The organism is Microbacterium sp. zg-Y625, assembly GCF_030246925.1.
GTDB lineage: Bacteria > Actinomycetota > Actinomycetes > Actinomycetales > Microbacteriaceae > Microbacterium > Microbacterium jiangjiandongii.
The window spans coordinates 795757-809324 of the sequence record NZ_CP126740.1; the positions used below are offsets into that span (position 1 = coordinate 795757).

Below are 13568 nucleotides of genomic sequence, written 5' to 3' on the forward strand. Positions count from 1 at the left end.
GCCGCAGAATCGGGCGATGATCCCGCTTCCTCCCGCCGTGCGCGGCGCGCTCGCCGATGCGCTCTCGCTCGCTTTTCCGACCTGGTGCGCCGGCTGCGACCTCCCGGACACACCGCTGTGCGCGCCGTGCCGGGCGCACCTCGTGCCGGAGCCGCGCCGCCGCACCGCGGGCGGGCTGGAGATCTGGAGCGGCCTGAGCTTCGAAGGGGTGGCCGCACGGGTACTCCGTGCGTTCAAAGAGGACGGGCGCACCTCGCTCGCTCGCGCGCTCGCCCCGGCGCTCGCCGCGGCGCTCGGTGCGTGCGACCCGCACGCGGCGGTGGTCCCGGTGCCGGCATCGCCGGCGTCCGTGCGCCGGCGCGGGTACCGCCCGGTCGAACTCATCGCGCGTCGGGCGGGCGCGGAACCCCGCCGGCTGCTGCAGCTCGCACGCGCCACGAGCGATCAGCGAGGGCTGACGCGCGGGGCGCGCAGCGCCAACGTCGCCGGCAGCATGACGACGCGCGGCGACGTCGATCTGCCGGTGGTGCTCGTGGACGACGTCGTGACCACCGGCGCCACCCTGGCCGAGGCGGCGCGGGCGTTGCGGGCCGGCGGTGTCCACGTCGTCGGTGCGGCCACCGTGGCCTTCACCGCGCGCACGTATGGGGCGTCAAGATGACATCGGGCGACGGGGACGATAGCGTTGAAGGGACAAGGCGACTCATGGTCCGCCCTTGGCCGGGCGGACCGGAACAAGGAGGTCAAGGATGGATACCAGCATTGTCGGCGTGGGAGTCGGAATCAGCGATCGATTCCGCACTGTGGTCGAAGAGAAGGCGCAGCGCGTCGAGCACCTCGCTCCGCGGGCCCAGCGGCTGGACGTCAAAGTGACCCACCGCGCGTACCACAACGGTCGCATGGAAGACGAGACCGTCGAGCTGACCCTCACCGGCAAGGGACCGCTGGTGCGCGCTGAAGCCGTCGACGGCGACAAGTTCACGGCCCTGGATCTGGCCGTCGACAAGCTCGCCGAGCAGCTGCGCCGTGCCAAGGAGAAGCGCCTCGACGCCCGCGACAAGCCGCGCGGCGCCACCTTCAAGAAGGAGAACGGCTCGCTCGAGGGCATCGACGTGCAACCGGCCCCCGTCGACGTGCTCGAAGCCGTCGCCACCGGCACCGTTCCGGTGCAGCCTGAGAGCACCGAAGAGGCGGACTACACCCCCGTCGTCATCCGCACGAAGCAGTTCGACGCGGAGTGGATGACCGTCGAGGAGGCCGTCGACCGCATGGAGCTGGTCGGCCACGACTTCTTCCTGTTCATCGACGCCCGCAGCGACCACCCGAGCGTGGTCTACCGGCGCAAGGGCTGGGACTACGGCGTGATCTCGCTGACCACGGCTGCCCCGCCGGCGGCTGACATCGCCTCATAGCCTCTTCATGAACAGCGGATGCCGCGTGGACCATCGCCTACACGCGGCATCCGCTTTCTTGTGCGTGCGCCCTCTCGGGTCAGTCGAACATCCCGTCCAGCAGGCTGCCGATGACGAGGCCGCCGAGCAGACCTCCCATGATGTTGTCGCCGCCGGGGCGGCCGCCGCGGCCGCCGCCCCATCCGCCCTGGGGGCCGCCCCAGCCCGGATCGTCGGGGCGCGAGGAGTCGATGTCCCGCTGGGCGTACTGCAGCGCCTCGGAGGCGAGCATTCCGCAGCGGCGGGCGTCGGCGAGGGCCTTCTCGCGGTCGTCCTCGCCGATCGGGCCCGCGATCACCGCGGTGAGCGCCGCCCGCAGGCTCTCCGCCTCGGCCAGGCGGGTGCGGGCGTCGGCTCCGATCCACCCGCGGTGCCCCGCGATCACCGAGCGCGCGACGGCCAGCTGGCGGTCGGCGTCGTCGACGGCGTGACGCACGTGCGCCTCGTCCGGGATCGGCCGGGCGGCGCGCTCGCGCGCCTTGTCGACCGCGGCGTCCAGGGCGGCGTTCTTCTCGCGCAGCACCGTCAGCTCGGCGAAGGGGTCGGCCTTGCCGCCGGCCGGGGTGAGACCCGATAGGGCCCGCTCCAGTTCGGCGACCGCGGTGGTCACCGCCGGCACCTGCGGAGCGTTGCGCGCGGCCACGATGTCCTCGCGGGAGTCGGCGACCACGGCGGCGAGAGTCGACTGGGCACGCAGCGCCTCGACCTCGAAGTCGTCCACCGCATCCAGCAGCGTCCCCGCCCGCCGCACCGCCTCGATGGCGGTCTCCAGCGCGATGTTCGCGGCTCCGCGCTCGCCGGCGTCGCGGCGACGCTCGGCGACGTCGGCGCCGTGCGCGGCGAAATCGAGCAGCCCGGCCGCCTCGTCGGCGTTGCCGGCCACGCGCTGCGCGGCACTCGGGGCGTAGCGCAGGTTGATCCGCTCGACCACGGTGCGCGCCGCAGGGATGCGGGTGCTGAGGCGCTCCACATCCGCGCGGATGCCGGCGAGGACCTCGGGGGCTCGGCGCGCACGCTCGATGCGCTCGGCCAGTGCGCTGGTGCGGTCGTCGATCAGATCGTCCGCCCACTCGCAGAGCTGGATGATCCGCGCGTTGCGCGTGCGCAGCTCTTCGATCGTGTCGGGGATGTCGTCGTGGTTGAGCTGATTGAGGTGGAACGCCTCGCCCAGGTGATGACGCACCGCCGCGAGCGCTTCCCGCAGCTCCGCCGTGGCGTCGGAGCCGAGCTCGGCGTCGGCGAAGACCAGCTCGTCGGTCGTGACGCGAAGCCGCTCGTCCGTGGCCACCAGCGCGGCGTCGGCCCGGCGCGCGAGATCCGCGTCGTGCTCCTGCAGTTCCTGCTGCTCCCGTTTGCGCTTGCCCCAGAATCCGGCCATACGCCGATCCTACGGCGCGACGATGGTCGGCGCGTCGGTTCGCTCAGGGCGAGAGTTCGCAGGCCCTCTTCAGGCGACGCAGAGGTCACAGGCCGATAACATGGCGGTGTGTGCCCGCGCGCCCGAGCGTGAGGGCTCCGGCGCAACCCGCGCCCGAACCACAGATGGAGATGCCCCGTGGCCAACCCTCTCGAGAAACTGCTCCGCGCCGGTGAGGGGCGGGTGCTGCGGCGCCTGCAGCAGGTCGTCAAGGCTGTGGGAGCCCTCGAAGAGGACTACGCGCAGCTCACCGACGAGGAGCTGCGCGGCGAGACGGCGGAGCTGCGAGCCCGCTACGCCGCCGGGGAGACGCTCGACCAGCTGATGCCCGAGGCTTTCGCTGCGGTGCGCGAAGCGGCCAAGCGCACCCTGGGCCAGCGTCCCTACGACGTGCAGGTCATGGGCGGCGCGGCGCTTCACCTCGGCAACATCGCCGAGATGAAGACCGGTGAGGGCAAGACCCTGACGGCGGCGCTGCCGGTCTACCTCAACGCCATCGCGGGCAAGGGCGTGCACGTCATCACCGTCAACGACTACCTGGCCTCGTACCAGGCCGAGCTCATGGGCCGCGTCTACCGGGCGCTCGGGATGACCTACGGCACGATCGTCGCCGGGCAGAACCCGCAGGTGCGCCGCGAGCAGTACGCCGCCGACATCACCTACGGCACCAACAACGAGTTCGGCTTCGACTACCTGCGCGACAACATGGCCTGGCGCAAGGACGACCTCGTGCAGCGTGGCCACTTCTACGCCATCGTCGACGAGGTGGACTCCATCCTCATCGACGAGGCGCGCACTCCGCTCATCATCTCGGGGCCGTCCTCCGGCGAGGCCAACCGCTGGTTCGTGGAGTTCGCGAAGATCGCCAAGACCCTCGAGCCCGGGGTCGACTACGAGGTCGATGAGAAGAAGCGCACCATCGGCGTGCTCGAGCCCGGCATCGAGAAGGTCGAGGACTACCTCGGCATCGACAACCTGTACGAGTCGGCCAACACGCCGCTCATCTCGTTCCTCAACAACTCGATCAAGGCGCTCGCCCTGTTCAAGCGCGACGCGGACTACGTCGTCATGAACGACGAGGTCATGATCGTCGACGAGCACACCGGCCGCATCCTCGTGGGCCGCCGGTACAACGAAGGCATCCACCAGGCGATCGAGGCGAAGGAGGGCGTGCCGGTCAAGGCGGAGAACCAGACCCTCGCCACCGTCACGCTGCAGAACTACTTCCGCCTGTACGACAAGCTCGCCGGCATGACCGGTACCGCCGAGACCGAGGCGGCCGAGTTCATGTCGACCTACAAGCTCGGTGTCGTGCCGATCCCGACGAACAAGCCGATGATCCGCAAGGACCAGCCGGACCTCGTCTACAAGAACGAGCAGGCGAAGTTCGCCCAGGTCGTCGAGGACATCGCCGAGCGTCACGCCAGCGGGCAGCCGGTGCTCGTGGGCACCGTCAGCGTCGAGAAGAGCGAGTACCTCTCGCGCCTGCTGGCCAAGAAGGGCGTCAAGCACGAGGTGCTCAACGCCAAGAACCACGCCCGCGAGGCCGAGATCGTCGCCCGCGCCGGGCGGCTGGGCGCGGTGACGGTCGCCACCAACATGGCCGGCCGCGGCACCGACATCATGCTCGGCGGCAACGCCGAGTTCCTCGCGGTGCAGGAGATGAAGGCCAAGGGCCTCGATCCCGTGGAGACGCCCGAGGAGTACGAAGCCGAGTGGGACAACGTCTACGAGGCCGTGCGCGACACCGTCGCCGAAGAGGCGACGAAGGTCGTCGAAGCCGGCGGCCTGTACGTGCTGGGTACCGAGCGGCACGAATCCCGCCGCATCGACAACCAGCTGCGCGGTCGTTCCGGCCGCCAGGGGGACCCCGGCGAGAGCCGCTTCTACCTGTCGCTGACCGACGACCTCATGCGGTTGTTCCAGTCCGGCGCCGCCGAGGCGATCCTCGCGCGCACGAACTTCCCCGACGACGTCGCCATCGAGTCGACCATGGTGTCGCGCGCGATCAAGAGCGCACAGTCCCAGGTCGAGTCCCGCAACGCCGAGATCCGCAAGAACGTCCTCAAGTACGACGATGTGCTGAACCGCCAGCGCGAGGCCATCTACGCCGACCGTCGCCACGTGCTGGAGGGCGACGACCTGTCCGGGCGTGTCCAGCACTTCATCGAGGATGCCATCGGCTCGGTCATCGACGACCACACGTCGTCGGGGCACACCGAGAGCTGGGACTTCGACGCGCTCTGGACGGAGCTGAAGACCCTCTACCCGGTGTCGGTGACCATCGACGAGGTCGTCTCCGAGGCCGGCCACAAGGGCCGCATCACGCCCGAGATCCTCAAGCGCGAGATCCTCTCCGACGCCAAGATCGCCTATCAGCGCCGCGAGGAATCCCTCGGCTCACCCGCGATGCGCGAGCTCGAGCGCCGCGTCGTGCTGCAGGTGCTCGACCGCCGCTGGCGTGACCACCTCTACGAGATGGATTACCTCAAGGACGGCATCGGCCTGCGCGCCATGGCCCAGCGCGACCCGCTCATCGAGTACCAGCGCGAGGGCTACCAGATGTTCCAGGCGATGATGGGGCAGATCAAGGAGGAGTCGGTCGGCTTCCTCTACAACCTCGAGGTCGAGGTGCGTCGCACCGACGGCCAGCAGGCCGAGGTCGATGCCAAGGGACTGGTCGCCCCCGAGCAGCCGCGACTGGAGTACTCGGCCCCGAGTGACTCCGGCGACGTCGAGGTGCGCAACGAGCGCGGCCAGGTGCAGCAGGCGGCGACGGCCAAGGCACGGCAGGCCCGCACGGCCCCCGCCCCGGCGGCCACCGTGACCGAAGAGGCGCCCCGCGGCGCCTTCGGCCAGCGCACCGACTCCGCAGCCGAGGCCCGCCCGGCATCCGCTCCACAGAACCGCGCACAGCGCCGCGCCACCGGCAAGAAGAAGTAGCCGCAGGCACTGTCCCGTATCACCGGGACAGGAAGACTCACCGACACAGGACGATTTCAGCCGGAATCTCCTGTACCGGTGAGTTTTCCTGTTTCGGGGAGGGATGCCGGTGGGCGGCCGGGCCACCGGTGGAACATTGGCCGTGGCACCGGGGATATCCTGAACCGATGAGTCCGCTGCGCAACCTCGACCAGTCGAGCAAGCTGAAGAACGTCCTCTACGAGATCCGCGGCCAGGCGCTCGCCGAGGCCGACCGGCTCGAGGCCGACGGGCACACCATCCTCAAGCTCAACACCGGCAACCCCGCCGTCTTCGGGTTCGAAGCCCCCTTCCAGATCGTGCGCGACATGATCGAGGCCATCCCGCACTCGCACGGCTACAGCGACAGCCGCGGGATCATGTCGGCGCGCCGGGCGGTGGTGTCCCGCTATGAGGAGACCCCGGGCTTCCCCTCGTTCGACCCCGACGACGTCTACCTCGGCAACGGCGTCTCCGAGCTCATCACGATGACGATGCAGGCGCTGCTCGATGAGGGCGACGAAGTGCTGATCCCCGCCCCGGACTACCCGCTGTGGACGGCGATGACGAGCCTCGCGGACGGCACGCCCGTGCACTACCGGTGCGACAGCGACGACGGCTGGCAGCCCGACCTGGAAGACATCCGCGCCAAGGTCACCCCCCGCACCAAGGCCATCGTCGTCATCAACCCCAACAACCCCACCGGCGCGGTGTACAGCCGCGAGGTGCTGCAGGGGATCGTCGACATCGCCCGCGAGAACTCGCTGCTGCTGCTTTCGGACGAGATCTACGACCGCATCCTCTTCGACGACGCAGAGCACATTCCGCTGGCGACCCTCGCGCCGGACCTGCTCTGCCTCACGTTCAACGGACTCTCCAAGACCTATCGCGTCGCCGGCTACCGCTCCGGCTGGTTGGTCATCACCGGGCCGAAGAAGCACGCGGCCGGGTTCCTCGAGGGCATCCAGCTGCTGGCATCCACCCGGCTCTGCCCCAACGTGCCGGCGCAGCACGCCGTGCAGGCCGCGCTGTCGGGCGTGCAGTCCATCGACATGCTGATCGCTCCGAGCGGGCGGCTGCATGAGCAGCGGGATGCCGCGTGGGAGGGGCTCGAGGCCATTCCCGGCGTCACCTGTCACAAGCCCGCCGGTGCGCTCTACGCCTTCCCGCGGCTGGATCCGGAGGTGTACGAGATCCACGACGACAGCAAGCTCGTCTACGACTTCCTCGTCGCCGAGCACGTGCTGCTGGTCCCCGGCACCGGTTTCAACTGGCCGACGCCCGATCACCTGCGCATCGTGACGCTGCCCGAGGCGCGCGTGCTGAGCGAGGCCGTGGAACGACTCGGCAACTTCCTGTCCTCGTACCGGCAGTGACGCCGCGGGCGGGGATCCGTATCGTTTCGTCATGGCCATCGAACTGAACAAGCCCGCCCTGCGTCATGCGCGCGCCCTCATCCGCGACGGCAAGGTCGTCCGCGATGAACGCGACGACTGGTCAGAGGCCGCTCCCAGCGCCGCGGAAGAGAACGCCTTCATCGAGAGCGAGGGCTGGACCGAGTACTCCCATTGGCATCTCGGCGTGGACCGCGATGAGGACGGCCGCACCAAGAAGGCCTACACCTTCCCCTTCGGCGATTTCCGGAAGGTGCACCGTTCGGGCGTGATCTCGGGCGAGAGCCGCGCCGGTCAGTACGACCACGACGAGATCCGCGATGCGCTGAAGTCGCTGCTCGAGCTGATCGACGCCGAGTAGGCGGCCCGCCGGGGCGGGGATCACAGCAGAGCGAGGGAGGTCGCGCGCCAGCGGCGGTCCATTCCCTCCAGCCGGATCGCGACCGCACGGGTGCGTGCAGGACCCGAGACGATGACGACCGCCTCGATCACCCCGTCCAGCGGCGAGGACTGCACGATGGTGCCGATGGCGTGAACCGGCCGGGCCGCGGGGACGCCCCGGGCGCTGCGTGCCCGCGCGGCCAGGTTCGCGCGGGTGACGAGGGCGCGGAACGGCTCTTCCGCGAACCAGCGTGCCAGCTGGTCGACCTCGCGTACGCCGGCCAGCACCTCGAGTACCCCGCGGGTGAGGTTGCGCAGGAGCGGCTCGGGATCGGGGAGTTCGGCGGACGGCGTACGCTGCGGCGCGAGGAAGTCCTCGACGGCCACCGACACATGCACGGGCCGCGACGCCGGTGAGGGGTGGGGGACCATGCGGTGTCCCTTCTCTGGGCGAGCGCGGGGGCGGGAAGTGGCACGAGTGAACCACAGCCGCCGCGCGGCGCGCGATGAGAATCCTCCAACCTGTGGACAACCCCCCGGGGGTCCGGAAGCGGGACGCTACATTCGCGGGATGCGCTGGGATCGGCTGTTCGAGGACCTCGAGGACCAGCTCGCCTCGGAGTGGGAGGCGGAGCGTGCGGCGCTGGACACCGAGGCCGAGCGCCTGCGGCTGTCCAAGCTGTCGCTGCGGGAGCGCCTGCGGGTGCTGGTGGGGACCGAGCCCACGGTGTCGGTGGACCTCGTCGACGGCACCGTCGCCACCGGCACCGTGTCGGCGGTGGGCGCCGACTGGTTCGCCGTGACCGCTGACACCCGGCGCGGGGGTGCGCTGCTGCTGCCCTTCGCCGGCACGGCGGCGATCGGCATCCCGCAGGCCGACCTGCTGCGCAGCGCCCGGCCCGTGGCGGCGCCCGCCCGCCTGGCCGACCGCATGACGCTCGGCTTCGTGCTGCGCGACCTCTCCCGGCGGCGCATTCCGGTGACGGTGGGCGTCGCCGGCGGACGGCTGCTGTCGGGCACGATCGACCGTGCGGGTGCCGACCACGTCGACCTGGCGCTGCACGACCGAGACGCACCGCGACGGGCGGCGGCGGTGGGCGGTCACCGGCTCGTCCCGACCGATGCCCTGGTCTGGCTGCGACTGGACTCTGCCGCAGCGCTGACGTGAGGGGTCAGTCGGGCCGCTGCACCACGCCTCGGCCCCACAGCTCGGGGAAGCTGGCGGCGTTGGACTGACGCCACAGCGCCATGCGGCGGGCCTCCTCGGCCTGGTCGTCGAGGTAGCGCTCCACGCTGTCGCCCTCGATCCGCCAGCGCGCGGGGGAGCCGACCTTCATGCCGCGGAGCCTTCCGTCGAGCACCAGGGCCACCACTTCGTCGACCGACACGCTGAGCACTTCGGCGACCTGCGCAGGGGCGAGCAGGCGCGCATCTGGAGGGGTTGCGCTGGGCATCCACCCATTATCAGGTGCGGCGGGGGAGCCGACCCGCCCCGCGCCGGCCTGTGGATAAACGCCGCGGTGAGAGCGGTGGTTGGGCCACCATGGTGCCCATGAGTGCACCGGACCCCGTTCCCGCACGCACGCGGGCATTCTGGGCGGACACGCGGTTCATCCTCGGCATCGTGCTCATCGTCGCCTCGATCGCGGGCGTGTGGTTCGTGGTCGCCGCGGCGCGGCAGACCGTGCCCGTCTTCGCTGCGGCGCGCACGATCGTCCCCGGCGAAGAGGTGCAGGCCGGTGCCCTGCAGGTGGTGGAGGTCGCCCTCGGGCAGGTGGGCGACGACGTCTACGCCGCGCCGGGGCTGCTCGAACCGGGTGCCGTGGCCGTGCGCACGATCGCGGAGGGCGAGCTGGTTCCCCTCAGCGCCGTGGGTGAGGCGTCCGTCAGCGATCTGACCTCCGTCGTGCTGCGATCCGCGACCGACGTGCCCGCGGCGGTCGGCGCGGGCACGGCGGTCGAGCTGTGGGCCGCTCCGGCCCTCGAGCACGGGGCGTTCGACGAGCCGCGCATCCTCGTGCCCGATGCGACCGTCGCCACCGTGACGCGCGACGATTCGGTGATGGGCGCCGATCGTCCCGCCCTCGAGCTCATCATCCCGCGCGCAGATGTCGCCGCGACCCTCTCCGCGATTGCCGGGGGCGCCGCACTGTCGGTCGTTCCGGCCGTGGGTGGTGGGCGGTGACCACCGCGGTCGTCGCCGTGGACGGTCCCGCCGCCTCAGACATCGCGCTGCACCTGGAACGGCTGGGCGTCACGGCCTCGGCTGCGGTCGCTGCCGACGCGCCCGCGCGCGCGGCGGCCGACGCGATGCTCGCCGCCGACGGGCGTGACCTGCTCGGCGCCGTCACCGCGGCCGATCTGCTCATGCTGGAGCTGCGCCGCGACACCATCGCGCCGGCACTGGTGTCGCTCTGCGACCGTCACGGCGTGCGCATCGTGCCGCTGAGCGGAGGGTCGGGCGACGATCGGCTGGCGCAGCTGTACGGGCTCCCGGCACCGCTGCCCCTGGGCGACGGCGCGCGCGTGGCGGAGGCGCTGCAGGGTGGTGTCACGCCGGTGGCGCCGGCCCCCGCGCCGACGGGGCGGGTGATCGCGGTCTGGGGTCCCACCGGGGCGCCGGGGCGCAGCACCGTGGCCGTCGAGCTCGCCGCCGAGCTCGCCCGCGACGGCCGACGGGTGGGTCTCGTCGACGCGGACACCCACGCGCCGTCCCTCGCGCTGGCGCTCGGCCTCGCCGATGAGGGCCCGGGGTTCGCGGCCGCGTGCCGTCAGGTCGACCACGATGCCCTGACCCCCGCGGAGCTCAGCCGCATCAGCGTGCCGCTGGGGCGCGGGGTGGAGGTGCTGACCGGTCTCAACCGGCCGGGACGGTGGCCGGAGCTCAGCGAGGAGCGCGTCGGCGGGGCGCTGCAGGTGTGTCGCTCCTGGGTGGACGAGACGATCGTCGACGTCGCGGCGTCGCTCGAGCAGGATGAGGAGATCGTCAGCGACCTGGCCGGTCCGCGGCGGAACGCCGCATCGCTGGCGGCGGTGCGGGCGGCGGACCTCATCGTGGCAGTGGCATCGGCTGACCCCGTCGGCATGGCACGCTTCGTGCGCGGCCACGCCGAGCTGCGGGCGACGGTGGGCGCCACGCCCGTCGTGGTCGTCGTCAACCGCCTCCGCCCCGGCGCGCTGGGGGTCGATCCCCGCGGGCAGGTGCGCGCGACGCTGGACCGCTTCTGCGGCATCCGCGACGTCTGGTTCCTGCCGCTTGACACCAAGGCGGCGGATGCCGCGATGCTGGCGGCCCGGCCCGCGCAGGAGGTCGCCGGCCGCAGCGCCCTCTCGGCGGCGGTGCGGCGCCTGGTGGGGGAGGCCATCGCTCCGGTCGCACCGGTGTCCCCGCCCGTCCCGAGACGGCGGCGCGCCGGGTCGGAACGACGCCGCGGGCTGTTCGCGCGGACCGCCTGAGCGCCCGGTTAGGGTGAAAGGGTGTCCACCCTCAGCGATATCGTCTATGCCCAGGGGCGGTCCTCCGCCGATGACGTGGAGTGGCTGCACCGCCTCGCCGGCGACGGCCAGCTGCTGGCCGACCTCGCGTTCGCCGACATCGTGATCTGGGTTCCCACCGCGGATGACTCGTTCATCGCCGTCGCGCACACCCGTCCGAGCGGCGCGGCGACGCTGTTCTACCGTGACATCGTCGGCGATCGGGTGCGCCCCCAGTGGCGCACGCAGGTGCGCGACGCGTTCAACACGGCGCGCATCGTCGACTCCGCATCGCCGGACTGGTTCGAGGAGACCCCCACCCGGGTGCGCGCCGTGCCGATCGTCCGCGAGCGTGCCCACGGCGACGTCGACCCGCGCGTGATCGGCGTGCTCACCCGTCACACCAACCTGGGGGAGACGCGCACCCCGTCGCGCCAGCAGATCACCTTCAACGACTGCGCGGACGACCTGTTCGCCATGGTGGCCTCGGCCGACTTCCCCGACCTGACCGCGCCGACCTCGCCCCGCCGCGGCGCGCCGCGCGCGTCGGACGGCCTCATCCGGCTGGACCCCGACGGGGTGACCACGTTCGCCAGCCCCAACGCGCTGTCCGCGTTCAACAGGCTGGGCTTCGAAGAGGAGCTGGAGGGCGAGTCGCTCGTGGAGGTGACGACCGGCATCCTGCCCGCGAAACGGCAGTTCGACGAATCGCTGCCCGTCGTCGTGACGGGGCGGGCGCCCTGGCGCGCGGACGTCGAGGCGCGGGGGGTGACCGTGTCGCTGCGCACCATTCCGCTGCGCGATCACGACAAGCGCATCGGCGCGATCGTCCTCTGCCGCGACGTCACCGAGATCCGCCATCAGGAGCAGGAGCTCATCACGAAGGATGCGACGATCCGTGAGATCCACCATCGCGTGAAGAACAACCTGCAGACGGTCGCGTCGCTGCTGCGCATCCAATCACGGCGCACTCACTCCGACGAGGCCCGCGAGGCTCTGACCCAGGCGATGCGCCGGGTGTCCGCGATCGCCGTGGTGCACGACACGCTCTCGGAGGGCTTGGCGCAGAACGTCGACTTCGACGACGTCTTCGCGCGCGTGCTCAAGCTGGTCGCCGAGGTGGCGGCCGCGCCGAACACGCGGGCGCGCACGCGCACGACCGGGCAGTTCGGGACGCTCCCCAGCGAGTACGCGACGCCTCTGGCGCTGGCGCTCACTGAGCTCGTCACCAACGCCGTCGAGCACGGCCTCGCCGGCAAGGAAGGCGATGTCGAGATCGCCGCCGAGCGCTCCGACGAGCGGCTGGAGGTGAGTGTGCGCGACACCGGAACAGGGCTCCCCGAGGGGCAGGTGGGTCGCGGGCTCGGCACGCAGATCGTGCGGACGCTCATTCAGGGTGAGCTGGGCGGCACCATCGATTGGCACACGATCATGGGCAGCGGCACCGAGGTGACCATCGACATTCCGCTGCGCTACATCGAGCGCAGCGCGGGCTGAACGCCCCGGCAGCGGCGGCGCGGATGACCACCGCCGCCGTGCGCGCCTCCCCCCGGCGCACACGGCGGGCGGTGTCAGCTGGCGCGGCGGGCGCGCGCGGCGCGGCGCTTCAGGGCGCGGCGCTCATCCTCGGAAAGGCCGCCCCACACCCCGGAGTCCTGGCCGGTTTCGAGGGCGTACTGCAGGCAGATCTCCGTGACCGTGCACCGCGCGCACACGGCTTTGGCCTTCTCGATCTGCTCGACTGCGGGGCCGGTGTTGCCCACGGGGAAGAACAGTTCGGGGTCGACGGTCAGGCATGCGGATTTGTCGCGCCAATCCATATTGGGGTGCTCCTTGATGGGGGGGGGAATTGTTCGCGTGCATCCAGAGTGACGATTCGGGTTTCCGGTACTCTGGGCATGTGCGAGCCTCGTGCTCGCCCCACGGCGCTGTGGGAGCACACAACCTGACAATGGTTTCACAGTGCGGCGAGTCCGGGCAAGGGTCATTCCTGAGTCTTCTGCGGAACTTGCTGAGCGTCCGCCGAAGCCATGGAGGTTGTACACAAAGACCGCCCACTTCCCGAAAGCAGACACGAGGATGCCGACAACTTCCGCTCTCACGCCCGTCGAACGCATCGCGGGTGTCCTCATCGCCCTCGAAGCGCTGGGCGTCGCCGCTCTCGCGGGATGGCAGATCGTGGCGCTGACGGTGGGCGACACCGTGTCGGTGGCCAGCGCCCTCGCTCTGATCGTGCTCACGGTCGTGGCCGCCGTGGCGGTGGGGTCGTTCGCGGTGGCTGTCCTGCGCGGACAGTCGTGGGGCCGCTCGGGCGCGATCGTCGTGCAGCTGCTGCTGCTGGCGGTGGCACTGGGCGCGGTGTCCGGCACCTACGCGGACGGCGGCGTGGCGCTCGCCCTGGCCGTTCCAGCGGTCGCCGTGCTCGTCCTGCTGGTGCTCAGCGTGCGTGCGGCCGCGCGCCGGGAGCCCGACGCACGGCCGCACTGAGCC

Annotated in this window: 14 protein-coding genes; 10 read left to right on the plus strand and 4 right to left on the minus strand. The window is 71.2% G+C overall.

What is annotated here, in order from left to right; all coding sequences use genetic code 11:
• The first annotated feature begins 16 nt into the window (after positions 1-16).
• Positions 17-661, plus strand: coding sequence for a ComF family protein (locus QNO14_RS03465; protein ID WP_257506758.1), 645 nt, complete (start codon positions 17-19; stop codon positions 659-661).
• A gap of 88 nt (positions 662-749) precedes the next feature.
• Complete coding sequence (gene hpf, locus QNO14_RS03470; RefSeq protein WP_257495126.1) at positions 750-1412, plus strand: ribosome hibernation-promoting factor, HPF/YfiA family; 663 nt, start codon at positions 750-752, stop codon at positions 1410-1412.
• A 79-nt stretch (positions 1413-1491) separates the two neighbouring features.
• Here hpf and QNO14_RS03475 read toward each other — a convergent pair whose 3' ends face one another.
• Positions 1492-2829 carry a hypothetical protein gene (locus QNO14_RS03475; RefSeq protein WP_257495125.1) on the minus strand — a complete coding sequence of 446 codons (1338 nt, stop codon included), beginning with the start codon at positions 2827-2829 and terminating at the stop codon, positions 1492-1494.
• Between the two features lie 177 nt (positions 2830-3006).
• Between QNO14_RS03475 and secA the strand changes: the two genes are divergently transcribed.
• The 3 genes from secA (at position 3007) to QNO14_RS03490 (ending at position 7584) form a co-directional block, all read left to right on the plus strand.
• On the plus strand, positions 3007-5811 hold the full coding sequence (gene secA, locus QNO14_RS03480; protein ID WP_257506759.1) for a preprotein translocase subunit SecA: 2805 nt from the start codon (positions 3007-3009) through the stop codon (positions 5809-5811).
• A gap of 167 nt (positions 5812-5978) precedes the next feature.
• A complete protein-coding gene (locus tag QNO14_RS03485) occupies positions 5979-7205 on the plus strand; it encodes a pyridoxal phosphate-dependent aminotransferase (protein WP_257506760.1) in 1227 nt (408 codons plus the stop codon).
• A 31-nt stretch (positions 7206-7236) separates the two neighbouring features.
• Positions 7237-7584, plus strand: coding sequence for a hypothetical protein (locus QNO14_RS03490; protein ID WP_257495122.1), 348 nt, complete (start codon positions 7237-7239; stop codon positions 7582-7584).
• 20 nt (positions 7585-7604) lie between these two features.
• On the opposite strand, the gene QNO14_RS03495 is transcribed toward QNO14_RS03490, so the two are convergent.
• Positions 7605-8036: an Rv3235 family protein gene (locus QNO14_RS03495; protein ID WP_257495120.1), complete on the minus strand. Its 432-nt coding sequence runs from the start codon at positions 8034-8036 to the stop codon at positions 7605-7607.
• A gap of 139 nt (positions 8037-8175) precedes the next feature.
• On the opposite strand from QNO14_RS03495, the gene QNO14_RS03500 reads away from it, so the two are divergent.
• A complete protein-coding gene (locus QNO14_RS03500) occupies positions 8176-8772 on the plus strand; it encodes a hypothetical protein (protein WP_257506761.1) in 597 nt (198 codons plus the stop codon).
• Between the two features lie 4 nt (positions 8773-8776).
• Here QNO14_RS03500 and QNO14_RS03505 read toward each other — a convergent pair whose 3' ends face one another.
• Positions 8777-9058: a helix-turn-helix domain-containing protein gene (locus tag QNO14_RS03505; protein WP_257495118.1), complete on the minus strand. Its 282-nt coding sequence runs from the start codon at positions 9056-9058 to the stop codon at positions 8777-8779.
• A gap of 98 nt (positions 9059-9156) precedes the next feature.
• Between QNO14_RS03505 and QNO14_RS03510 the strand changes: the two genes are divergently transcribed.
• The 3 genes from QNO14_RS03510 to QNO14_RS03520 are packed head-to-tail and all read left to right on the plus strand — an operon-like array spanning position 9157 to position 12575.
• The gene (locus QNO14_RS03510; protein WP_257495117.1) at positions 9157-9789 is read left to right on the plus strand and encodes an SAF domain-containing protein; all 633 of its coding nucleotides are present in this window, start codon (positions 9157-9159) and stop codon (positions 9787-9789) included.
• Positions 9786-11060 (plus strand): CpaE/TadZ family protein, encoded by a 1275-nt coding sequence (locus QNO14_RS03515; protein ID WP_257506762.1) that lies wholly within the window; start codon positions 9786-9788, stop codon positions 11058-11060. The genes QNO14_RS03510 and QNO14_RS03515 overlap by 4 nt, the downstream gene beginning before the upstream one ends.
• A 21-nt stretch (positions 11061-11081) precedes the next feature.
• Positions 11082-12575, plus strand: a complete 1494-nt coding sequence (locus QNO14_RS03520) for a sensor histidine kinase (RefSeq protein WP_257506763.1) — start codon at positions 11082-11084, stop codon at positions 12573-12575.
• Between the two features lie 74 nt (positions 12576-12649).
• On the opposite strand, the gene QNO14_RS03525 is transcribed toward QNO14_RS03520, so the two are convergent.
• On the minus strand, positions 12650-12898 hold the full coding sequence (locus QNO14_RS03525; RefSeq protein ID WP_191718336.1) for a WhiB family transcriptional regulator: 249 nt from the start codon (positions 12896-12898) through the stop codon (positions 12650-12652).
• A gap of 259 nt (positions 12899-13157) precedes the next feature.
• Between QNO14_RS03525 and QNO14_RS03530 the strand changes: the two genes are divergently transcribed.
• A complete protein-coding gene (locus QNO14_RS03530; protein WP_257506764.1) occupies positions 13158-13565 on the plus strand; it encodes a histidine kinase in 408 nt (135 codons plus the stop codon).
• Positions 13566-13568: the final 3 nt, after the last annotated feature.

Coding starts and splice junctions, on each gene's coding strand:
- hpf (WP_257495126.1), top strand. CDS start 750: ATGGATACCAGCATTGTCGGCGTGGGAGTCGGAATCAGCGATCGATTC.
- QNO14_RS03490 (WP_257495122.1), top strand. CDS start 7,237: ATGGCCATCGAACTGAACAAGCCCGCCCTGCGTCATGCGCGCGCCCTC.
- QNO14_RS03485 (WP_257506760.1), top strand. CDS start 5,979: ATGAGTCCGCTGCGCAACCTCGACCAGTCGAGCAAGCTGAAGAACGTC.
- QNO14_RS03465 (WP_257506758.1), top strand. CDS start 17: ATGATCCCGCTTCCTCCCGCCGTGCGCGGCGCGCTCGCCGATGCGCTC.
- QNO14_RS03505 (WP_257495118.1), bottom strand. CDS start 9,058: ATGCCCAGCGCAACCCCTCCAGATGCGCGCCTGCTCGCCCCTGCGCAG.
- QNO14_RS03530 (WP_257506764.1), top strand. CDS start 13,158: ATGCCGACAACTTCCGCTCTCACGCCCGTCGAACGCATCGCGGGTGTC.
- QNO14_RS03500 (WP_257506761.1), top strand. CDS start 8,176: ATGCGCTGGGATCGGCTGTTCGAGGACCTCGAGGACCAGCTCGCCTCG.
- QNO14_RS03495 (WP_257495120.1), bottom strand. CDS start 8,036: ATGGTCCCCCACCCCTCACCGGCGTCGCGGCCCGTGCATGTGTCGGTG.
- QNO14_RS03510 (WP_257495117.1), top strand. CDS start 9,157: ATGAGTGCACCGGACCCCGTTCCCGCACGCACGCGGGCATTCTGGGCG.
- QNO14_RS03525 (WP_191718336.1), bottom strand. CDS start 12,898: ATGGATTGGCGCGACAAATCCGCATGCCTGACCGTCGACCCCGAACTG.
- QNO14_RS03475 (WP_257495125.1), bottom strand. CDS start 2,829: ATGGCCGGATTCTGGGGCAAGCGCAAACGGGAGCAGCAGGAACTGCAG.